This window comes from Sphingomonas agri (assembly GCF_038148795.1).
In the GTDB taxonomy this organism is placed as follows: domain Bacteria; phylum Pseudomonadota; class Alphaproteobacteria; order Sphingomonadales; family Sphingomonadaceae; genus Sphingomicrobium; species Sphingomicrobium agri.
The window spans coordinates 842,486-864,133 of sequence record NZ_JBAPEU010000001.1; the positions used below are offsets into that span (position 1 = coordinate 842,486).

A 21,648-nucleotide genomic window follows, 5' to 3' on the forward strand; every position below is an offset into this window, starting at 1 on the left:
TCACCCCTGTTCTTTGTCCAGGGTATGGCCGCAGGCTTGCTCCCCACTTCATGTGGGTGACGGGCCGGGTCCGCCCTCAACCGACGTGGTCGATTTTTCCGCAAATGAGGCGGTTCGAATGGCCGGCTGTGCTGGAGGCTATGGTTCCGGCCGGCACCCAAGGGGCTGCTCGCAGGCAAAGCAACGGTAGAAAGACGCATCACGTTCGCTTCCCGCTCCAATGCCTCCAAGATTACTCCTGGTGCCGGATCGAGTCCACGAGCGGCGGGTCAGCGGTGTTCTAAAGGATGATGGGGAACGAGGATCAGCGTACGATCCTCGACGCGCCAGGACTGAAGCTTCGAGAGGAAGTTCATGCCGAGCACGTCGAGGCGCCCAAGGCCCTGCGAACTGACGACGCGGAGATTTCGTGCAACGATGTTGCCGACCTTGAGCTCATCGATCTTGCCGGTCTTCGCGCGCGCCGTCCCATTGGCCGTCTGGAGGACGACGGGGACAAGGCCGGTTCCCGTTTGAATTCCGGCTTCTTGCGCCGTCGATGGAGCAAGCGCCGTCAGCGTCGCGCCGCTATCGACAAGCATTCGGCGAGGAACGCCATTGATCGAGGCGGTGACCCAAAAATGCCCATCCGGGGCCATGGCCACGCGAAGCTCCTTGCCCGCGACCTGCTGGTCATCAAGACCCAGCTTGTCGGTGAGACGGGCAAGCTCGGGCTGGTAGGGCGCCTGGCTCAACACAAGGAAGATGAGGAAGGCGAGGAGACCAAGCGAAAAGGCGAAGCGGACAATGCGACCCACGAAAGGGATCCGCTGGAGGAACATGATGAAAAGTGCCGCGCCGAGGGCAATAAGGCCCAGATGCTGCCATTCAGAAACGGTCGCTGGCATGGGCCGGATGTCGGTCCGAACAGCCACCCGTTCAAGCAGCAGAACGATTCTCAGGTGAAACGCTAGGCACTTCGGCCAAAGGCAAGCGTTCTCTAACTCAAATCAGGCTTGCGGAGCGCAGGAACATGCAGGAGCGCATCGTGGCCGTTGGCTTGCTCACCGGACACGACCTTAGTCTACTTGGCCCAACGTTCGACAGGGCATGGCCCGTCGAGGAAGCGCCGGCGTTCAATGAACTGCTGCGCGCGATCGACGAGGCTGACAGGAGGCTGGAGCAGGCCGACGGTCGTCGCGAACATTGATCAGAAGCGGTCGAGGAGGCGGTCAACCGTGTCCCCGGCCGTTTTCTGCTTGGAATCGCTGATCTGCTTGGCATGGCGCTCCAGAGCAGTGCGGACGAGCTCGATCTGCGCGTCGGTGAGATGCTCGATCCCGATGAACTGTTCGCGTGCCTTGTCTACGGCCCGCAGGAGCTCGTCGAGTTTCGCCTGCATCGCGGCCCCGTCGCGGTTCTGGCTGTTCTGAATGAGGAAGACCATCAGGAAGGTAACGATGGTCGTCCCGGTATTGATCACCAGCTGCCACGTGTCGGAATAATGAAAAAGGGGCCCCGTTAGAGCCCAGAGGGCAACGATGCCCACCGCGGCACTGAAGGTCAGCGGGTGGCCAGCTCCGGCCGAGGTCTTGGTGGCGCACCAGTTGAAAAAACGTCGCATGTGCCCGTAACGCGCGTGCAATCATGTGGTGCCGAACAGCGGCGATCAGCCCTTTGGATGCTCAGCTTCGAAGCGGTGCCGCAGTCGCTGTGCAGCGAGTTCGCGCGCAGCATCGCGGGGAAGTCCCAAGGCCTCGACTATGGGCAGGCCAAGGAGCGAATCCCCGAGCGCGTTGAGGACCAGGGAGAGCGTGCTCTCCGCGACGTGATGCGGATCATGGCCAAGGGACAGCTGGGCGACGAGCGACCGGATCGAATCGAGGATCGGGTTCAGGGCATCGCGATTGCCGCTGAGAATCATCCATGCGGCAAGCGCCCCGGCTCCTTCCTTCCCGAAGGCGTCGAAACATTGGTCAACGATGACCCGCGCATCCGTTTCACCGGCGCGGGCGCGATCGACGGCCTCGGCGATACTGCCGTTGACCGAGTCGGCGATGGACTTTGCAAGTTCGCCCTGGAGGCCCGCCGCCGAGCCGAAATGGTGAAGCAGGTTGGCGTGAGTGCGGCCGATTTCTGCAGCCACTGCCTTGAGGGTCACGGCCTGGGGGCCTTGCTCGATCAGCAATCTGCGCGCCGCGGCAAGCGCGGCGGAACGGCTTTCTTCGGGGGTGAGGCGCGTTCGTCTTATTGACACAACTGTAAGTTAAGCTATCTTTCGTTCCATGGCCGCAAGCACGCTACCTACTCCGACAGATCTCAGCATCACGCCGCGAGACCGCCGCTTCGGCCGCGAGACAGCGGCGCGCCGCTTGTGGCACGGCGGACGCGTCGAAGCGACCGCTATTTACAACGCGTTATCGAGCACCTTTCCAATCGGCGAGGCATATTTCGTCGAGAGCGTTCGCGCCTTCCGCGCCGGAACACCGCCCAAGCTTTCTGCGGAAATCCAGGCCTTCACTACCCAGGAGGCAATTCACAGCCGCGAGCATGATGCCTTCAACAAGGCCGCCGACCGCGCCGGCTACGATCTTTCAAAGCTCGAGGCGCAGGTCGAGAAGCGTCTTGCGATCACGCGATCACGGCCCCCGATCGTCAATGTCGCCGCGACCATGGCCCTTGAGCATTTTACCGCGATCCTCGCGCACGAGCTCTTGAAGGATCCGAGGCATCTTGAGGGCGCCGATCCCGAAGCCGCGAACCTCTGGCGCTGGCACTCGGTCGAGGAGATCGAGCACAAGGGCGTTGCTTACGATACCTGGCTGTTCGCGACGCGCGAATGGCCGCGCTGGAAGCGCTGGAAGGTCAAGGCGAAGGTGATGCTTTACGTCACCCGCAATTTCCTCGTCGACCGTACTGCAGGAGCGCTCGAGCTCATGCGGCAGGACGGGGTAGAGGGCCTTCGCGCGTGGACGCTCCTCTTGTGGTACCTGTGGATCAGGCCCGGGATGTTTCGCCGAATAGCTGGCGCATGGCTGAAGTTCTTCCTTCCGGGCTTTCACCCGTGGAACGAGGATGATCGCCACCTTCTTCGCGCCTATGAAGCGAGCGTCGGGGAGGTCCCGCCGCCCGCCCGGAAGGTGAGGCGCGCCGTCTAGGCGGCGAGCGCCTCGTCCTCCTCGCCCTCAGCGAAGGTCTCACGTCTCAGCTCCAGCCGCATCAGGCGCGCCGGCACTTCCTCGCCCCTTGCGCAGCACATCCTGGGGGCGAGAATACCGAGCGTTTCAAAGCCGAGCTTGTCGAGAACGCGGGCGGACGCGGGGTTGTCGATGAAGTGCGAACCTTCAAGACTTGGAAGGCCCAGGACACGCGCGATCTCCACGAGCGCCCTGCACGCCTCTGTCGCATAGCCTCGGCCCCAGAAGGGCCGAGCGATCCAGTAGCCCATCTCGACCGATCCCGACGGCCTCCTCCCAAGGCCGCAGGCGCCTGCGAGCTGCGGCGCTTTTTCGCCTCGCTCGAAAATGAGGAGCGAAGGGAGCACGGGGTCGCGCGGGCTTGCAAGAAAGGCCTCGGCGTCGCGCATCGAATAGGGCCACGGAACATTGGCAAGGTTGCGCGCAATCCCCTGGTCGGCAAGCGCCGTCGCAAGCGCCGGCGCGTCCTCCGGGAAGCCTGGCCTCAGCAGCAATCTTGGCGTTCTCGCGAACATCACCCTTCTCCTCGTCGAGGCGCCTAGCGGCACCCCGTGACAGTTTCGGGAGAAGGCAAAGAAAAAGGGGAGACCCCTTCCGGGGCTCCCCTTCTCCCTTTTCGTGGTCTCGATCTCTTCTAGATCTCGTCCGGGCCGCCCCTTCGTGGGAACGGTCCCTTTCTGACCGTTCCTATGAACTCGCTTCGCTAATCGGCATGACATGCACGTATTTGCGGCCGAGCTTGCCGTCGCGAAACGCGACGGCGCCGTCCGTAAGCGCAAACAAGGTATGATCCTTGCCCAGGCCCACGTTCTGGCCAGGATGCCACTTGGTGCCGCGTTGGCGCACGATGATGTTGCCGGCGAGGACAGCCTCTCCGCCGAACTTCTTCACGCCGAGGCGCTTGCTTTCACTGTCGCGGCCGTTGCGGGACGAGCCGCCTGCCTTCTTGTGTGCCATGACGAATTTTAGTCCTGATTACTTGCCCTTGGGGGCCTTCTTCGCGGCGCCCTTAGCAGGTGCAGCATTTTGTGTCGAGGCGGCGGCAGGCGTTTCATCGCCCGATGTGCCCTTCTTGCCACCGGCAGCCTTCTTGGCTTTCTCGCCGCCAGCGGCCTTCTCGTTGTTGGGCGCAGGATTTTCTGTCGGCGTTCCAGCAATGTCGCTGGAACGCTGCTGATCGGCAGTCGCCTTCTTGGTTTCGTCCGCGCGGGCAGCAGCAGACTTGCCGGCATTCCCCTTGGGGGCCTCGCTGCCCTTGGAAGCGGTCTCGGCCTTGGCAGGAGCCTTCTTCTGCTCCTTCTGATCGCCGATCGCCACGATCTTCAGGATCGTGTGCTGCTGGCGGTGGCCCTTCTTGCGGCGATAATTGTGACGGCGCCGCTTCTTGAAAACCGTCACCTTGTCGGCCTTGGCCTGGGCGACGATCTCGGCCGCGACCGTGAGGCCGTCGGTCGACTTGAGGTTTCCACCATCGCCGGCGAGCACGACATCGCCCAATGTAACGCGGTCGCCCGCATTGCCCTCGAGCTTCTCGACGACGATCTTGTCTCCCGGGGCGACGCGATATTGCTTGCCGCCCGTGCGCACGACTGCGAACATTGCTCTTCTCTTCCAATTAGAATTTCGGCCCCGCGCGCGCGTGGGCGCAAAAAGCGTCGGACTAGCGCGGGAAGGCGAGGCGCCTATGGCAGGGGGCCGACGCTGTCAACCGTGTGGGACCGCCAGGATCGGTGTTGCGATGCGGCAACAGCGATGAGCGAGTTTCATGACAGCCGGAAGCAACTTCTTGCCAATGCGACGATTCCGCCGTTCCTTGAGCGCGAGCCGGCTTGTGTATCCGGTAAGTCAGGGGGATTTTCATGACGCATCCGAACCGAGCATATTTGCTCGCCAGTCTCAGCAGCCTTGCAATGGCCGCGCCCGCGGCAGCCGCACAGACCAGTCCCGCGGCACAGCAGAATGCGCAGGCGCAGGCGCAGGCGCGGGTGAATGCCCAGGGCCAGAACCCGGTTAGCAACGAGCAGACGATCGTCATCACGGGTACGCGCGCTGCCAATCGTACGGTCGCGAACAGCCCGGTCCCCGTCGATGTCATCGGCGCCGACCAGATCAAGAACACGGGCCAGACCGAGACCAACAAGATTCTCAACCAGCTGGTGCCCTCGTTCAACTTCCCGCAGCCCTCGATCGCCGACGGGTCCGATGCTGTGCGTCCCGCGACATTGCGCGGGCTTAGTCCCGACCAGACCCTCGTACTCGTCAACGGCAAGCGCCGGCACTTGTCTGCGCTGCTCAACGTCAACGGCACAGTCGGCCGCGGAAGCGCTGCAGTGGATCTCAATCTCATTCCGGGCCTTGCGATCGGACGCGTCGAGGTGCTCCGCGACGGCGCGGCCGCCCAATATGGTTCCGACGCCATCGCGGGCGTCATCAATGTCCAGCTGAAAAACTCGAACCACGGGGGCACCGCCAGCGTCACCTGGGGCGAGTATCTGACGACCGTCAACGACGTCGCAAGAGTCACGGGACTTCAGACGAATGCATCGGGGCAGCCAATCCTGGATCCGACCGATAACCGCTATTTCCTCGCGAACACCAACGGCGACCGAAAGGTGCAGGACGGTGCCCAGATCACGACCGGCGTCAACGTCGGTGTTCCTCTTGGCGCTCACGGCTTCGTCAATCTAACCGGCGAATATCATTTGCGGCAGGAGGTGAACCGCGCCGGCTATGACCTGCGGCCGAACTTCACGCTGCCCAATCCCACCAGTCCTGCATTCACTCCGGGCATGACCTTCGATCAGCGGGAACTGGGCTTCGACCGGCTCGAGTTCCGCTTCGGCGATCCCCGGTCACATGACTACAGCCTGGTCCTCAATAGCGGTTTCGAGTTCACCCCTGGCTGGGAGGTCTACGCCTTCGGCACGTACGGCCATCGCAATGCGCTCAGCGCGGCCAACTGGCGCCAGTACAATAATACGTCGGTCAACCGTGACTGGAGCACGCTGCTGCCCAATCAGGCTCCGAATAACGCCAATTTCGTTCCACTGACGCCGCAGGGCTTCCTGCCGTACATCGACACGCACCTGCGCGACTATGCGGGGACGATCGGCGTGCGCGGTGACTTCTCCGGCTGGCACCTTGATCTCTCGGTCGGCCGCGGCAAGGACAAGTTTGATTACGCGGTCCACAATACGCTGAACACGTCGTTCGGCCCTCAAAGCCAGCATGATTTCGATGCCGGCGGCCTCCGCTACGCACAGAACATCGCCAACCTTGACCTCACCCGCGACTTCGCGGTCGGCTTCGCCAAGCCGCTGACGTTCGCGGCCGGTCTTGAATATCGCCATGAGCAATTTGAAGAGCGGCCAGGCGATCACCAGTCGTGGGCGATCGGCCCTTATTTCCGCCCGGCGCTCACCGGCACGACGCTTGCAAACTGCAATACACAGCAAGGCGTCTTCGATTCGACCACCAACAAGTGCACGTTCCCGGGCCGCGCTGCGCCGGCGGGCGCCCAGGGCTTTCCGGGTATTCCCGATATCAGCCGGACCAACGCCAAGCGGCACAGCTATGCAGCTTACGCGGAGCTCGACACGGACCCGGTCGAAGGGCTGACGACGACCGTCGCCGGGCGCTACGAGCATTTCTCGGATTTTGGCTCGACCTGGAACGGCAAGATCGCCGCTCGCTACGAGTTCATTCGCGGCTATGCGGTCCGCGGTGCCATCTCCAATGGCTTCCGAGCTCCTTCACTTCATCAGCAGTTCTTCACGACGACGTCGACCAACTTCATCGGCGGCGTTCCGGTCGACATTGCGACCCTTGCGGTGAATGCGCCGGCTGCAGTTGCGCTTGGCGCGCAGCCGCTAAAGCCCGAGAAATCGGTTAACCTCAGCTTGGGCGCGACGGCCAATCCGTTCCGCGGACTGACCTTCACCGCCGACTATTACCATATCAAGATCAAGAACCGGATCGTCCTTACAGAGACGCTTGGAACCGGCGGAACGGGTAACAACTCGACCGTCCAGGCTGCCGTCACGGCCAAACTTGCCCAGCTCGGCTTCCCGCAGGTCGCTGCTGCGCGCTTCTTTATCAACGGCCTCGATACGACCACCCAGGGCCTCGACCTTGTCGCCGCGTATCGACTTGGCCTCGGGCAATATGGCCGCTGGAACCTGACGGCGGCCTACAACCACAACAAGACGAAGATCGACAAGCGCCTCAACGCTGTGGGCCCGCTCGCGCAGATCCCGGGCATTGTTCTGTTCGGCCGCGTCGAGGGTATTCGCTTCACCGACGGGCAGCCCCATGACAAGGTGGTCCTCAGTGCGGACGGCGACGTCGGCAAGTTCGGCTTCACCGCTCGCACGACGCGGTATGGCAAGGTCATCTCGCCGGGTGCTGCCAATCCGGTATCCAACTCAGCGAGCCTCACCGCCCTGGGGCCCGATGACATATTGCTGAGCGCAAAGTGGATTACGGACGCCGAGGTCCGGCTCCACGGCGGGCATGGCGTCGAATTCGCGATCGGCGCGAACAACATCTTCGACGTTTATCCGGATCGCTCGCCGTTCGGGCCGCGGCCAGCCTCTGCCGGCGGCGGTTTCTATCCGGCGAACCAGATTTACACGACTTACTCGATCTTCTCGCCATTCGGCTTCGACGGACGCTTCGTCTACGGCCGCGTGTCGGTGAATTTCTAGGGTTCAACAGGGGGCGAGGGGAGGGCGTTCGCGCCCTCCCTTCGGTCAATTGGTGAGATCTGGCCGAAGCCTGTATCGGCCGTCCTGGCGGTCGAACATCGTGGCGATCGCCGGATGATCGACCGGCTCCTCGCTTTCGTCAGCAATAAGGTTCTGCTGGCTCACATAAGCGACGTAGCTTGTCTCGGCATTCTCGGCGAGCAGGTGATAGTAAGGCTGCTCCTTCGAGGGCCGCAGCGGCTCGGGGATTGCCTGATACCATTCCTCGCTGTTGGAGAATTGCGGGTCGACGTCGAAAATGACACCGCGAAAATCGAACAGGCGATGCCGGACGACCTCGCCAAGGGCGAAGCGCGCAAGCGGAATGTCGATCTTCTGTGCCATTTCAGGTCCTCGACGACCTGAACGTTCGAAAGTTTCAAAAGGGGTCATCGCCCCTATCTAGGCAAGGTGAAAGCGCGCTGCTAGAGCGCCGCCTCCGACCGGCCGGCGACCTGCCCGGCGAGCGTTTGCCTTGATGCGGAGAGGTGGCTGAGTGGTCGAAAGCACCGCACTCGAAATGCGGCGTGCGGGCAACCGTACCGTGGGTTCGAATCCCACCCTCTCCGCCATACTCAAGTATTTGACTTCATTACACTTTTCATTCTGGCCCAGCGCCGGCGGAAGTGCGCCACTGTCTCCTAGGCGGGCGACTGGAGAGGTGCCTCGCGGCTCGAACATTGGCGGCAATCAGCGGCGAATTCTCTGGCGACAATTCGGGCAGTACGGTTTGAGTTCGTCCCTTCTGGATTGGAGCCCTTCCGGATTTAAAGTGGATGCTCAATCCAACAGGTGGGCATTCATTGAGTCCGAGCTCCAGTGTCCGCTTTGCGTTGGAGACGGGCATTCGCATCGCTCTGCCACATCGATACCCTTCAACGCTGGCCCTTGACTAGGCTGCTGTGGTCTCAGGCTCGAGCAACGATATCTCACGGACGGATGCCCGAGCCACCAGGAAGGTCCGACCTGCTTGCAGGATCGCGCCCGGCCGATGCGCACTGATGACCCGGGTTGCGTCCGTGGCTGCAAGTACGGTCATGAGCTTACGCTCGGAGTCCACATCAAGATGAGCGGTGCCCTCATCGATGAAGAGCGCTTTGGGTTGCCGGTAGAGCGCTCGAGCGAAAAGGATCCTCTGCTTCTGCCCGCCTGAGAGCGCTGACCCCATGTCTCCGACCAAAGTATCATAGCGCATCGGCATGCTCTCAATTTCCGAATGGATGCCCGCAGCTTTCGCGCATTGAACTACTCGTTCCATGACTATTCCAGGGTCGAAGAAGGCGATGTTCTCCCCCAAAGATCCGGCGAACAGTAAGTCGTCCTGAGCGATGGATCCGCAGGCCCGACGCCAAGCTCGCTTGTTCGTCGCGGTTAGTGGCTGACCATCGATCAATACCTGCCCGTCGCTCGGTTCGATAAGTCCCATCATGATCTTTAGTAGCGTGGTTTTGCCGCCCCCCGACGGACCGATCAGCGCGATGATTTCGCCCGGTTCGATCTTCAGGTTCACGCTCTGTAGAACGTCAGAGTCACCCGTTCCGTATCGGAAGCTGACGTTGCGCAGCTCAATCCCGCCGCGGATCGCCTCTGCCGTGACGGGTGCAGGAGCGGCGGGAAGCTCAGGTCGCGAGAGAGCAATGTCCGCGATCCGAGTGAGATGAACGTCCAACAATCTCCAGCGAACGGAGAAGTCGAACAGTCGGGTCGTGGCATCGATAAATTGTTGCTTGTACGCCTGGAACGCGAAGATCATCCCGACGGTGAATTCACCTGCCATGGCCATCGACACGGCAAGAAAGACAAAGAGCACTCTTTCGATCGCCAACACCAATTGGGCGGCTGCATCGAAGTAGCTGGTCATGCGCCCGAGACGCACTTGGGCGTTCACGGCATCCGATTTCAGATTCTGCCAGATGCGTTGCCGATTGCCTTCCTCTCCGAAGGCTTTGATCGCGGCAATGCCTCGGACGGTCTCGATGAAGCCTGAGTTCTCTCGCGCTTGGGCGGTGATCGTTCCCATGTTCCGCACGCGGAGCATGAAGTAGGACGTAGATTTGAGGCCCCCGTATAGAAGCGATCCAACCAACGCCAACACGCCTAACTTGACTGAGTAGATGAACATGAGGGTGAGCGTGAGGACGGCCATCGCGCCGTCGATCACTGCAGCAATCAGCCCTTGGCTCAAAAGATCGGAAATCGACTGCGACGAGCCGAACCGCGAGACGATGTCCCCGACGTGGCGTTTCTCGAACCAGTCTAGCGGTAACCGCATCAGGTGCCGGAACAGGTTGACGACCAGCTGGAAAGCCAAGGAGTTTCCGAGGGAGACCAGAACGAGCGATCGAAGCAGTGAAGTCAGTGCATTGATGACCGCGAGCCCGCCGAATCCGACGGCAAGCATAACTAGCAAATCCCTGTCAAAGGAGGGAAGCACCGTGTCGATAGCGATCTGCAGATAGAATGGCGCGGCAAGGGCAATCAGCTGCAAGACGAGCGAGAGGGCCAGCAGAATCCCAACCGAGCTCCGGATGCCCCGCATCCGTGACCAAAGTTGCGAAATCTGCAGTGGCGCCGCCTCGCGCCTGGGGAGGAAACTAGCGGCCTTCTCCAAGTCGAGAAGAACGCCGGTGAAGTGACGCGACAGTTCCGCTTCAGATAGGTTCAAGGATCCTCTTGCGGGATCATTGACTCGATATCGGCGGCCGCGCGGTGTCTTCCTGACGCTAGTAAGGACGACGAAATGATTCAGGTCCCAGTGCAGGATCGCAGGAAGAGCGACTTCATCCAGGTCCGCTATCTCGCCTCTCAGCGCCAGCGCGTTGAAACCAATCTGCTCCGAGATCTCAATGAGGGATTGAAGGGTGGCGCCCTTCAGCGACATGCTGAACCGCCGACGGAGCGCGGGAAGGTCCACTTGCAAGCCGTGGCAACAGGCGACCATGGCGATGCACGCTAGTCCGCATTCACTCGCCTCAGATTGCCTGATGACTGGACAGTGGCCGCTGGCGGGTTGCAAGCCGATCATGTCTAGAGCCGATCGCCGGACAGCTGCCGTCGCGTCGCCTTACCGCATTCAGGCAGCCGGAGCGCGGCAAACTGACGATCGATTTGCGCGTCCGCGGGAACCTCAGTTGCATGGTCTAGGACGATTGAGAATCTTGCATGGAGCTTGGCCTCCAAGTCCGACGCTTTCTGCAGGCGTTCAGCATCGGACATCTCTCGTCCGGCAACGGGCATTCCGAAGCGTCGCATCGTCGCCAGCGTTGGCATGTACGCGGTTCGCCGCATGACCCAGGACGCGAGCGGTTGCGGGCCCGACGTGTTCACTTGCGTGAAGCACATCGGCTCGCGGCGGAGTTCAGCAAGCTTGAAAAACACGGGGTTGATCCCGCGCTCGTGGTAGATCTCAGCTTCGCGCTGGCTATCGGCTTGTTCGACCGGCGACCAGGCGAGGTCATCCGGATTAATTGCTGCTCTTGCCAGCTGCATCTTGGCGAGATCGGTGCCATGGAAGACGACCACAGCTCCGTCTTCCACTGCTCTGTTCTTCGCCGCAGCGAAAAGGATGCTGGCGCAGGCGGAGAGACAATAGTCGCGCACAACCACATCATATCTGCCGACGCCGAGCGTATTCACCATGCGGATGGCGTCGGAAGTCTGACCTCCGGAGCTCGTGACGACTAAGGTGCGGATAGGCTCATGACCCATCCGCTGAAGAGCCCCAACCAGACGATCATCAATGTTGCCGTTCAATGTCAGGACGCCGTCGGAATAGGACAGGGCTGCGGAACTGGCCGGCCTCGCGCAGGCGACGAGGAGCACGGCCAAGAGAAGGATGAAACTGCATTTAGCGGTCAAGCAGGTTAACCTCTTTCAAAGATGCCGGGCCTTTCGGCCCGGCACCTCGTGATTACTGATAAGACGATTGCTGGAAGGTCCGCTCTTGGTAATCGCCGCACGTCGTGGGATCGCCATAGATATAGCAGGCGGCGTCAGGGCTGGTTGCAGTGATCCAAGCCTGAAGCGCTTCGCCGAGCGTCTGGGTTGCCGCCTGTTGGACAGTGCCTGCCGTCTGGTCGATGGTCTGACCGCTGATCTGGTAAGTTACACTGTCCGGGCCGACGTCCCAACCGTTCATGTGAGCGCCATCGATCGCGTCGATTGCAGGCCGGGCTTCCGGGTCTGCGACCAGCCCAACCGACAGGGCCCAATCGCCACCGTCGGCCGCGGTCCCACCGCATACGGCTCCTGTGACAAAGCCGCCGCTCGCACCGACGCAGATGTTGACCGCATCGAAATGGTCCAGCGTCTCAGTCGCGCGATCATAATGATCCATCGACCCATCACTGAAATTGTAGTCGGATCCGGTGTAGTTCCCCGCATCGTCGAAGTAATCGGTGACTTCCGTACTGCCGTTCATGTAGGTTTCGGAGCTGCCTCCGCCACTGACGAGGCGGATCTCGCCGGCCGTTAGGGCCCGAAGCGAACTGGTTTCAACTCGTTGTCCCATTCCATACTCCTGGAAGAGGTCCCGATTGTAGCGCTACGACGACGGGGGACCTTGGCCGTTCGCCATAGTGTCAGGGTTCGCTCATCCGGTTCGTTTGAGTACCGCATGAAGTGGCTCCAGGAGCCACTCGCTGAAGGGTCGTCGGTCGAGAATTAGGTTGGCATTCAGCGTCATTCCCGACTGAAGCGGGAGCTTCGCTCCGTAGGCAGACACGGACTGGCCTGTAATCGCCACGTCGATCCGGAAGACGGGCTCGTCGCTCTTGATCGGTGCCGCGATTTCGCGAGGATCAAGAACGGTTCGGGACACGGCTGTCACATGCCCCGCGAAACTCCCGAAGCGCTGATAAGGGAAAGCATCGTAAAGCAGCCTGACTTCTTGACCTGGCCGCACAAAACCCACCGAGCGCGAGGGAGCATAGATCTCGGCATGCAGCCGCGAGCCGTCAGGAACGATCTCCATCAGCGGCATGACGCCATCGATCGTTTTGCCCAGTGCGGCTTGAAGGGCGGTCACCCGTCCGGCAACCGGGGCCACGATCTCATAGGCTTGCTGCGAAAGGGCTTCTGCTCGCTGACCCGCATAGCCAGCGGCAGCAGTTTCTGCGGTCAAGAACTGTGAATGACTATCCGTCGTAACGCGGGCGAGGTCCGCACGGGCCTTTGCCTCTTCTGCGTCCAAGTTTGATGATTGCTGCACCATTTGGGCCAGCTGTTCGCGTGCCGTGAGCCACGCTTGCTTGCGGCTTTCATATTCTATCCGGCTCACGAACCCCCGACTCATGACTGGCTCGATCCCGTCCAGCGTCGCTCGCATGGAAGCAACCGTCTGCCTCTGAAGAGCGATCTGCTGGAGCACCTGTGCTTTCTGCTCACCGTAGCTCGCTAAAGCCGCCAAGAGGCCGGCTCGATCTGTTCTTGAGCGTTGCAGCGCAATGGCGCCCTGCTGCTCCGAAAGCTTCCGCTGCATTTCCAGAGCCTGCAGACTTGCGGCGGACGTATCTACGCCGGTGCCAGCGGGCTGCGTGACGATGACAGTCGCCAAACGTTGCCCCGCCCTGACGATGTCTCCATCACGAACTGCGAGGTCTGCAATTCGGCCAGCGCGAGTCGCAATGATCTTCGTCGCCGGGACGTCGGTCACGAGAATGCCGGGTGCCGTCTCGCTTCTCGTGTAAGTACCTGCTGCAATCCAGATACTCAGGCCGAGGATGATGATCAGTATGAGCGCAGTAACCGAAACAATGGTTACAGGCTGCGAAAGCAGTATGCCTCCTTCTAGCCTGTAACGCTTCTCCTCGCTGACTTCGCGTCTGAAGAGTAAGTCGTGCTTCATTACGCGCGGTTACCGGCCCCTGGGCATATCCGCGATTCGGCAGGTTGCAGAAACGCCCGCAGTAGCATCGGGTCAAATTAACTTATTTTAATGACGGTGATGCAATGGCTACTTTAATTATCAATCATGTGAGCGAGTGGCATTTCTGAAGTGCCATGATCGGTGTTATGAACGACGGAGGCGGTGCTTCACGCCCGACTTGCCGCCCGGGTCAAGGATACGCTCTAGCTTCCGATCCGGTTTCTAAAGCACTCAGGCACACCGCTGCCGCGCACGTTGATCTTTGCATTACCGTAGTGAACCGCATGCGCCGAATATCGCCCCTCGCACCGTGGGCGGCTTATATTCCGGGTCAGGATTGCTCCGATCACTACGAAGAAAACGAGTGCCAAGGTAACGGTGAACAATACCAACCTTCTGGGAACGGCGGCTCGCGGTTCACTCATGGAACACGACCGTCTCTGCACGCGAGGCTCGTCTCCGGACATTTTGTTTTCCGTGAGCAGTTAACATTAGTTGGAATGGTCGGATCGCCTCGAGAATGGACATAGGGGATTCTCATCACAGCCGCCACCGGAGCGCAGATGTCGTGGGGAGGAAGGCGACGCGCGCCCAAATACGACAAGCCTGCTCGCTCACATAGTTGATCTTTGTTGTTGCCGAGTCGATCACGGGGAGCAAGCCAGTAATGCCAAGCGACCGACGCAAACACCGCGCAAGGATCACGCGACGAAGCGCAATCGCCCCGTGTTCGTTCGCAGAATGAACTCATACCGCAGCGTCTCTCGCGTACCGTTCGGGGTTAAAGAACGGCTGGTTTCTGCGACTTCCTGAGTCGATGTTGGAGACCCATACCATCGTTTCGAATACTAGTTGGTCCGCCACGCAGTCTCAGCCATCGTAGAAAAAGAAAGAAAGGCAATGGCGCCGAACTGCGCGCTCATGCCGTGTGGCCCGCAAAACTCGGGTAAAGGGACGCGGGGCGCGCCCGAACTCTTAGGTAAGAATACGGATTCTGCGCGACTGTGCTCTCGACTAACGGCCGCCATGCGAAAGGCGCGGCAAATGGCGAAAGCGCTCAACCGGGTCGCTCAGCTGACCGAATATGGTGGTCCGGAAAACATTCGGATCGTGAATCTTCCCAAGCCGACCGCAGAGGCCGGCGAGGTGCGAGTGCGAGTCCTCGCCTCCAGCATCAATTATACTGAGACCTTGATCCGGCGGCATCTTTACCCGCAGACGGCAGCATATAAGGCGCCGTTCATCCTGGGCTACGATGTCGTGGGGGAGATCGATCAGCTCGGCCCCCGGGTAAGCGGATTCAAGATCGGCGACCGGGTTGCGGACATGACCGTCACCGGATCGGATGCGACGTATCGAACGCTGAAGGCGAAGGACTTAACAAGGGTGCCCAGAGAGGTGGATCCCGCGGAAGCGGCGACCCTCATCCTCAGCTGGACGACCGCCTATCAGCTCCTTCACCGCGCAGCCAAGGTCCGGCGCGGTCAGCGAATCCTCGTTCACGGTGCCGGGGGAGCGGTTGGGCAGGCGCTACTTTCACTGGCCAAGCTTGCCGGCGTGGAGGCCTGGGGAGGCGCCCACGCCAGGCACGGCCCAGCGATCCGCGATCTCGGGGCACATCCGATCGACTATGACCGCGAGGACTTTACGCGCGTCTTGCCCGGAGGCTTCGATGTGGTTTTCGATGGCATCGGCGAGGATGGCTACCGTCGCTCCCTTGCCGCGCTAAAGCCCGGCGGGCTGCTTGTTGCTATTGGCTACTCCGCGGGAGCCCAGGCGGGGCAAGGGATGGTACGCGCGCTCGCGAATATCGCTCGGCTGTATCTTTGGGGCTGGATGCCGCGCGGAAAACATACGCGCTTCTTTTCGATTAACGTGATGCGAGCCCGGCACCCGGACTGGTTCAAGCATGACCTCGCTTATTTGTTCGAGTTGCTGAAACAAGGCTCGATCAGGCCGAGCATCGCCGAGCGCATCTCATTTGACGAAGTCGCTGATGCTCATCGGCGGCTGGATGCAGGCGGCGTGGAGGGCAAGATCGTACTCTGTCCTGTCTGACGATTGCCGACGTTTCTTCTTTGGCTTGAAAGCGGACTTTCGTCCGCCTCCGGGCGCTGTTGCGTATGCCCGTCAAGCGAGTTTTCTGGCGAGCGCCTCGACCGCGATCCGGAGTGAATCGAAGTCAGCTGCGGCATACCCCAATATGATGCCGCTGCGCGTTTGGGGCCCCAAGAAATAGCGAGAAAGACCGTGAACCATGACCCCGCTTCTCGCGAGATCTTTGCTGACGGCCTCGCAGTCGATTCCGTCGCGAGTAATCGCCGTGAGGTGCATGCCGTAGAAGGATGGCACGACACTCAGTCTGTCACCCAGGCGCTGCTCAAGGAGCGTCAGCAGCAAATCTCGACGATCGCGATAAATGCGGCGTACGCGGCGTATATGGCGCGTGAGATGCCCGTCGCGGATGAATTCGGCGAGGGCAGCTTGGATGGGAATGGAGCAGTGCCAATCAGTCGAATTCTTTGCAGCAACCAATGCGAGTAGCGCCCATTCTGGCGCCACGATGAAGCCCAACCGGATCGCCGGGAACATGCATTTGGAGAAGGAGCCGACATAGAAGACGTGGCTAGCGGAGGTGATACCCCGCAACGCCTCTAGCGGGCTCCCGTCATATCGGAATTCACCGTCGTAATCGTCCTCCACGATGACGGCCCCGTTGTGCCGGGCGAAGCGGAGCAGCGCTTCCCGACGCCGGGGCGACATCGGCATTCCGAGCGGAAATTGATGGGATGGACAAACGCAGATGATCTTCGCATCTGCCGGGATCTCATCGACGACGATGCCCTCGCTATCGACCGGCACCGGCTCGAGGCGCGCTCCGGCCGCCGCAAACGGAACCCGCATCGGGGGATAACCGGGGTCTTCAACCGCGACGACTGTCTCACCCGCAATAACCAGTGCGCGGGCAACGAGGTCGAACGCCTGCTGCGCACCGGATGTGACGAGTACGTCATCCGGCAAACAGGCGACCGCGCGGGTGAGGCCGACATGTTCCGCGATCCCCCGCCGAAGCTGGCTATTTCCCTGGTTGTGTTGGGGGCTTCGGGACGCGGCGGGGCTGGTTTCCAGCCGCCGCAACTGGCGGGCCATTACCTGACGGAAGGTCGCGTGCGGGAATAACCGCTGATCAACAAGGGCTGGCCGCATGTCGGCGACAGGCGGCGACTTGGCGCCGGAGCTCTGGCGTTCGTGCCAGAACCCAATCCACGAGGCGACATCGGGGCGTTCCCAGAACGGGTTCATGCTCCCTTGACGTTCCTCGGCCTGCGCAGCCTGGCTTGCGATCGTCTCGGGACGAGCGTCGCGGACGAAAGTGCCGGACCCGTGCCTCGTCGAAAGCAGTCCTTCCTGGGCGAGGCGGTCGTAGACATCCTGCGCAGTGTTACGGGAAACGCCGAATATCCGTTGCGCATCGCGGGTGGACGGCAACCGCGAGCCTGGCGGCAGCCGCTTGTCCAGGATTGCATTCTTGAGCTGACGGAAGAGATGGCTCGCGACTTCGCGCGAGCCGGCTGGGGCGGTCGTAATCCTGAGTTCGAAAAGTGGCTCCATCAACTCATTGGGCCACTTTCAACGCACGTGCCAAGATTTTTCCGCGAATTGGCGCTCAACAGATGTGCTGCAGCGAGCCTAGCTTAATGTTTCAGACTTGAGAGGCCAATCCATGCGTTTTCTATCCCTTGCCGCTTACCTCGCTATGGCGATCGCCCAGCCTTCCTTTGCACAGGTTCCGACGGAGGTCCGCGACGGCTCCCATGACTTCGACTTTTCGCTCGGGAACTGGACGACCGAAGTGACGATCATCAAGGACCCATTCGACAGGCCGAACGAGCAGATCCATTTGCGCGGAACGAAGGTCGCGCGGCCGGTTTGGGGTGGAAAGGCCTGGCTGGAGGAGATCGCCGCTGACGGGCCGAGCAGCCACTGGCAGGCTGCCAATCTCTTCCTTTACGACCCGGTCGCGGGTCAGTGGAGCGAGAATTACGTCGACAGCTCGGTAGGCCGGATGGAGAGCCCGAGCATCGGCGGCTATCGCGACGGAAAGCTTGAATTCTACTCGCAGGAGGCCGTTGGCGGCCGGTCGATGCTGATACGGGGCACATGGACGATCATGTCGAAAGACCTGCACAGCTATGAAGTTGCGCGCTCGAACGACGGTGGGCGGTCCTGGCATACCTCGTTCATCGCACGGGTCAGCCGCGCGAAATGAGTCGTGCTGAGGGCCCGCGACCGCGCCCTTTCCGCACTATTTGAGACCGAAAAAAAGAGACTGGGCGGGACCTGACCACTTCTGGGCCGCCGGGCTGGTGCTGGAGTGCAAAACGATGTCCGGATCGGGAGATGAGCAGACCTTAGTCGATAATTGTCGGGCAGGCAGGCGATTACCAGACCGTCGATCGCCCTACGCAGTGCGAGTTCAGCGGACGGACTGCGATTTCGATTTCATCGAAATGGGGACCAATTGATCCGAGCAGGCGTTTCCCGAGTTATCGGCGGACGATCTGCGCGAACTCGACCAGGCAATTTCAGAGATCAAGATCGAAGGCACTCGCCCGCCCGAAGCAGTGCTCGCGCTCACCGACAAGTAAGAAAGGATCGACAATGCAGACGCGTGAACTGGGTCGCAGCGGCCTCGATGTCTCGGCGATTGGCCTTGGATGCATGGGCATCAGCTTCGGTTATGCCGAGAAGCTTTCGAAGGACGATGGGGTCAAGCTCATCCGTGAAGCCGTCGAGCGCGGAGTGACCTTCTTCGATACAGCCGAAGTATACGGGCCGTTCGAGAACGAGGAAATCGTCGGCGAGGCACTTAGGCCGTTCCGTGACGAGGTCGTGATCGCGACGAAATTCGGGTTCAATTTCGTCGACGGCAAGCAAGAGGCGGGAATGAACAGCAGGCCTGAATGCATTCGCGACGCGGTCGACGGATCGCTGAGGCGCCTGGGAATCGAAACGATCGACCTTCTCTATCAGCATCGCGTCGATCCAGACGTGCCGATCGAGGACGTGGCGGGCACCGTTCGCGACCTCATTGACGAGGGGAAGGTGAAGCAATTCGGCCTTTCGGAACCGGGCGTGCAGACTCTTCGGCGCGCCCATGCGGTGCAGCCGATCGCCGCGATCCAGAACGAATATTCCTTGTGGTGGCGGGCAGTCGAGAAAAACGGGATCCTCAAGGCCTGTGACGAGCTGGGGATCGGTTTCGTGCCCTACAGCCCGCTAGGAAAAGGTTTTCTGACCGGCACGATCAAGAACAAGCTGCCGGACGGAGACTTCCGCGCGAGCACCCCACGCTTCCAGCCCGAAGCGATGGCGAAAAACGAGGCTTTCGTCGACCTGCTGAAGCGGGTGGCGGTCGAGAAGGGCGCAACGCCGGCACAGATCGCTCTAGCATGGCTGCTTGCGCAGCGACCGTACATCGTGCCGATCCCTGGGACGACCAAGCTCCACCGGCTGGAGGAAAATATCGCCGCCGCCGCCGTGCAGCTAACGGAAGCCGATCTTCGCGAGATCGACGAGGGCGCATCGCAGCTCCAGGCAGAAGGCGAGCGCTATGCTCCTGCCCAAATGGCGATGGTCGGGCGTGAAGCCCCCGTGAAGGAAGAAGCATAAGATGCGCGCAGCTGTCATGTAGACGGCGCACTCACGATCGAGACGAGCCCGACGCCGTCGTGGAGCTGTTTGTTGTCAACTTGCGGACAGCTGAAGTTTTTGACTGTCCTGGCCCCGCGGCGGGAAAACTCGGTCCGAAGTTTAAAAACTGGCTCGTTGGGACTCGAATGCAGAGCTTTCCCGACTAACGGCCGCGCGCAAGCTCGCGGTGCTCGTCGAGTAAGCGGCCAATGCGCTGGTTAGACGGGTGCAGGTCAGTCGGCGATCGGTCTGGCACTCTCCAACCAACTGGTTGGCATGGCTCACATCGCCAACGTTCGACCCCTCGATGTCGCGGGCGGCGGCCTGGGCCTCCGAATGGGCACTGGCGATCATGTCACGATTGGCATTCAGCCGCCAACGAATGTCATCAGCGCGGCCACTAACGTCATTGCGAGGGTCCACGCCCTTCGCGGCGGCTCGCAGCTGGGCGGCGCGCGCAGCAAACCGCGGATAGCCAGCGATGACGTTCTCGACCTGTCGGCTCTTGTCATTAGCTGACTGAGAGTCACCGAACAAACGATCGGCTGTCGCATCGATAGTCCGCTGCACACTCGCAAGCGCGTTGGTATGTTCCACTTCAATTGCTGCTGCCGCCTTGTTCTGGCGCGCTTGCGCAGCCTGGGTCCGGACTTCCGCTACAATATTGTCGAACTCAGCTGGATCGCCGCGTTTGAAGAGCAGGCGCATGGACTGTCCGTTACCGAGGAGCGTCAGCTGCAGCCCGGCGGGCACGACGGTTCCGGTGGCCATGCCTAAGTCCATTCCATTTTCAATGGAGAGGTTCAGCGCTTTGCCATCAATGGTCCCGGAAAGGGGCGTTCGTCTGGAAAAAATCTGTCCTTTCGAGTCGGTGCCCACGATCGAGATCGTGCCGTTCACGTTGCGATCGTGCACGTCGTCGATCTGGACGAGAAGTGCGCCATTGCTGTCGTCGTGATTGATGTAGCTGCCGCGGATTCCTGACTGGCCAGAGCATCCGGCCAATATCGCAAATGACGCGGCCAGAAAGAGGGGTCCTGCAATGACGTTCGAAGTCCGGTCCATGCCCGGCCTATGCACGCAACTGCGTTCAAGAAGGCTTAAAACCTCACTGGTTCTTAAAGGCTACGTCGTGCGCACGGATCGGAAGGTGTCGCGCATATCCTCGGTCAGAAGCTGCGGCTGCTCCCAGGCCGCGAAATGCGTACCGATCGGGTGCGCCTTACGACTGCAATCGGCCGAAGCAAGCCTCGGGCCTTGGCGAACGGTTACAGTGGGTCGTACGTCCGGTCTAAGAATTGCGGGATCGCGCCGTTATCCCAGTAATTGAAGAGCAAGAGCAAAATGAGCAGCGTCAACCAAGCGATGTTGGCGCGCTTGCCCTTTGCCAGCAGGGCCGCGACGTACGCCACCTTCTGCACCACGTGAAACGGCAAATAGAAATAGAAGAAGGAAGGCGTTCGTTCCTGGTAGCCCTCAATCATCTGCGGCAGAAAGGTGAAGGTGACGAGCAGCTCGGCAGCAATCAGAAGGGCGATCACCAGCTTCTTGTGTTGCATGTAATAATCGTCGAGCCGCTCAAGATCGACGGATCGCGACGGGAATACGAGAATGGCTGCGAGATAGTAGACTGTCGAAGTCAGGATCGGCACGCCGAGGCTTTCAACGTTTAGATCGACCGATCGCAACGCAGTGAAGGCGTCGATCCAAGTCGCGGTGATCGCAAAGAACGTGAAGATTGCCAGCAGTGTGGTTTGCCAGCCGAGTTTGTGAAGTGAGTGGGCTCGGACGAAATGCCCGAACCCCTTCAGGATCTCAGTGATCGCAAGGCCCAGGATGAGGCTGTAGAAAGCAAAAAATAAGCTGAATTTGTCCAACCCTGGCCCCTCCCCGTCGAAACTATAGGCTCGATAGGGACGAACCCGCCAGCACTGTTCCCCTTCGATACTTCGCGGCATGGTGGTGGGGTTTAGGGATTGGCTTTTGCCGGCTCGATGGGCTGGATCAGCCGGCTCCCTTCGGCGTCAAGGTATGAAGACATGAGCCGATATCGAGGACTGCGCGGTGTGTGCCAACATCGGCGTTACTGCCACAAGGCAAACCCCTCATCTTGAGACCTTATGGTCGGCGAACATCGCCATCGCCACCCGACTGGTTGACAGCCGAT

General features: G+C 60.7%; 19 protein-coding genes, 1 tRNA gene and 1 pseudogene. 7 read left to right on the forward strand and 14 right to left on the reverse strand.

The window, feature by feature from the left end:
• Window positions 1-269: 269 nt before the first annotated feature.
• A complete protein-coding gene (locus tag V8192_RS04180) occupies window positions 270-887 on the reverse strand; it encodes a retropepsin-like aspartic protease family protein (protein ID WP_341631787.1) in 618 nt (205 codons plus the stop codon).
• Between the two features lie 125 nt (window positions 888-1,012).
• Between V8192_RS04180 and V8192_RS04185 the strand changes: the two genes are divergently transcribed.
• Window positions 1,013-1,189, forward strand: a complete 177-nt coding sequence (locus V8192_RS04185) for a hypothetical protein (protein WP_341631788.1) — start codon at window positions 1,013-1,015, stop codon at window positions 1,187-1,189.
• Here the strand turns inward: V8192_RS04185 and V8192_RS04190 are convergent, their stop codons facing one another.
• Entirely contained in the window at window positions 1,190-1,603 is a 414-nt protein-coding gene (locus V8192_RS04190; RefSeq protein ID WP_341631789.1) for a low affinity iron permease family protein, read from the reverse strand.
• A 45-nt stretch (window positions 1,604-1,648) separates the two neighbouring features.
• Window positions 1,649-2,236 (reverse strand): TetR family transcriptional regulator, encoded by a 588-nt coding sequence (locus tag V8192_RS04195; protein WP_341631790.1) that lies wholly within the window; start codon window positions 2,234-2,236, stop codon window positions 1,649-1,651.
• A gap of 28 nt (window positions 2,237-2,264) precedes the next feature.
• Here V8192_RS04195 and V8192_RS04200 point away from each other — a divergent pair, with 28 nt between their 5' ends.
• Window positions 2,265-3,137, forward strand: coding sequence for a metal-dependent hydrolase (locus V8192_RS04200; RefSeq protein WP_341631791.1), 873 nt, complete (start codon window positions 2,265-2,267; stop codon window positions 3,135-3,137).
• Here V8192_RS04200 and V8192_RS04205 read toward each other — a convergent pair.
• The 3 genes and pseudogenes from V8192_RS04205 to rplU all read right to left on the reverse strand — a co-directional run.
• Window positions 3,134-3,691 (reverse strand): GNAT family N-acetyltransferase, encoded by a 558-nt coding sequence (locus V8192_RS04205; protein WP_341631792.1) that lies wholly within the window; start codon window positions 3,689-3,691, stop codon window positions 3,134-3,136. The genes V8192_RS04200 and V8192_RS04205 overlap by 4 nt on opposite strands.
• Before the next feature lie 172 nt (window positions 3,692-3,863).
• A complete protein-coding gene (rpmA, locus tag V8192_RS04210) occupies window positions 3,864-4,133 on the reverse strand; it encodes a 50S ribosomal protein L27 (protein WP_341631793.1) in 270 nt (89 codons plus the stop codon).
• A gap of 309 nt (window positions 4,134-4,442) precedes the next feature.
• Window positions 4,443-4,775, reverse strand: a pseudogene (gene rplU, locus V8192_RS04215) (50S ribosomal protein L21); the annotation flags it as partial.
• A gap of 260 nt (window positions 4,776-5,035) precedes the next feature.
• Between rplU and V8192_RS04220 the strand changes: the two are divergent.
• Window positions 5,036-7,882 (forward strand): TonB-dependent receptor plug domain-containing protein, encoded by a 2,847-nt coding sequence (locus V8192_RS04220; protein ID WP_341631794.1) that lies wholly within the window; start codon window positions 5,036-5,038, stop codon window positions 7,880-7,882.
• 45 nt (window positions 7,883-7,927) lie between these two features.
• On the opposite strand, the gene hspQ is transcribed toward V8192_RS04220, so the two are convergent.
• A complete protein-coding gene (gene hspQ, locus V8192_RS04225; RefSeq protein ID WP_341631795.1) occupies window positions 7,928-8,266 on the reverse strand; it encodes a heat shock protein HspQ in 339 nt (112 codons plus the stop codon).
• A 137-nt stretch (window positions 8,267-8,403) separates the two neighbouring features.
• Here hspQ and V8192_RS04230 point away from each other — a divergent pair.
• A tRNA-Ser gene (locus V8192_RS04230) sits at window positions 8,404-8,493 on the forward strand.
• A gap of 320 nt (window positions 8,494-8,813) precedes the next feature.
• Here V8192_RS04230 and V8192_RS04235 read toward each other — a convergent pair.
• From V8192_RS04235 to V8192_RS04250, 4 genes are all read right to left on the reverse strand, one after another.
• Window positions 8,814-10,946, reverse strand: coding sequence for a peptidase domain-containing ABC transporter (locus tag V8192_RS04235; protein WP_341631796.1), 2,133 nt, complete (start codon window positions 10,944-10,946; stop codon window positions 8,814-8,816).
• A gap of 2 nt (window positions 10,947-10,948) precedes the next feature.
• Window positions 10,949-11,749 (reverse strand): hypothetical protein, encoded by an 801-nt coding sequence (locus V8192_RS04240; RefSeq protein WP_341631797.1) that lies wholly within the window; start codon window positions 11,747-11,749, stop codon window positions 10,949-10,951.
• 82 nt (window positions 11,750-11,831) lie between these two features.
• The gene (locus V8192_RS04245) at window positions 11,832-12,431 is read right to left on the reverse strand and encodes a hypothetical protein (protein WP_341631798.1); all 600 of its coding nucleotides are present in this window, start codon (window positions 12,429-12,431) and stop codon (window positions 11,832-11,834) included.
• Window positions 12,432-12,512: 81 nt separating this feature from the next.
• A complete protein-coding gene (locus tag V8192_RS04250) occupies window positions 12,513-13,766 on the reverse strand; it encodes an HlyD family secretion protein (RefSeq protein ID WP_341631799.1) in 1,254 nt (417 codons plus the stop codon).
• 1,065 nt (window positions 13,767-14,831) lie between these two features.
• On the opposite strand from V8192_RS04250, the gene V8192_RS04255 reads away from it, so the two are divergent.
• Complete coding sequence (locus tag V8192_RS04255) at window positions 14,832-15,845, forward strand: medium chain dehydrogenase/reductase family protein (protein WP_341631800.1); 1,014 nt, start codon at window positions 14,832-14,834, stop codon at window positions 15,843-15,845.
• A 72-nt stretch (window positions 15,846-15,917) separates the two neighbouring features.
• Here the strand turns inward: V8192_RS04255 and pdxR are convergent, their stop codons facing one another.
• The gene (pdxR, locus tag V8192_RS04260) at window positions 15,918-17,399 is read right to left on the reverse strand and encodes a MocR-like pyridoxine biosynthesis transcription factor PdxR (protein WP_341631801.1); all 1,482 of its coding nucleotides are present in this window, start codon (window positions 17,397-17,399) and stop codon (window positions 15,918-15,920) included.
• A 112-nt stretch (window positions 17,400-17,511) separates the two neighbouring features.
• On the opposite strand from pdxR, the gene V8192_RS04265 reads away from it, so the two are divergent.
• Together V8192_RS04265 and V8192_RS04270 are read left to right on the forward strand one after the other, a co-directional pair.
• Entirely contained in the window at window positions 17,512-18,057 is a 546-nt protein-coding gene (locus tag V8192_RS04265) for a hypothetical protein (protein WP_341631802.1), read from the forward strand.
• Window positions 18,058-18,449: 392 nt separating this feature from the next.
• Window positions 18,450-19,460, forward strand: coding sequence for an aldo/keto reductase (locus V8192_RS04270; protein WP_341631803.1), 1,011 nt, complete (start codon window positions 18,450-18,452; stop codon window positions 19,458-19,460).
• 141 nt (window positions 19,461-19,601) lie between these two features.
• Here V8192_RS04270 and V8192_RS04275 read toward each other — a convergent pair whose 3' ends face one another.
• Entirely contained in the window at window positions 19,602-20,546 is a 945-nt protein-coding gene (locus V8192_RS04275; protein WP_341631804.1) for a hypothetical protein, read from the reverse strand.
• A gap of 203 nt (window positions 20,547-20,749) precedes the next feature.
• Window positions 20,750-21,358 carry a hypothetical protein gene (locus tag V8192_RS04280; RefSeq protein WP_341631805.1) on the reverse strand — a complete coding sequence of 203 codons (609 nt, stop codon included), beginning with the start codon at window positions 21,356-21,358 and terminating at the stop codon, window positions 20,750-20,752.
• Window positions 21,359-21,648: the final 290 nt, after the last annotated feature.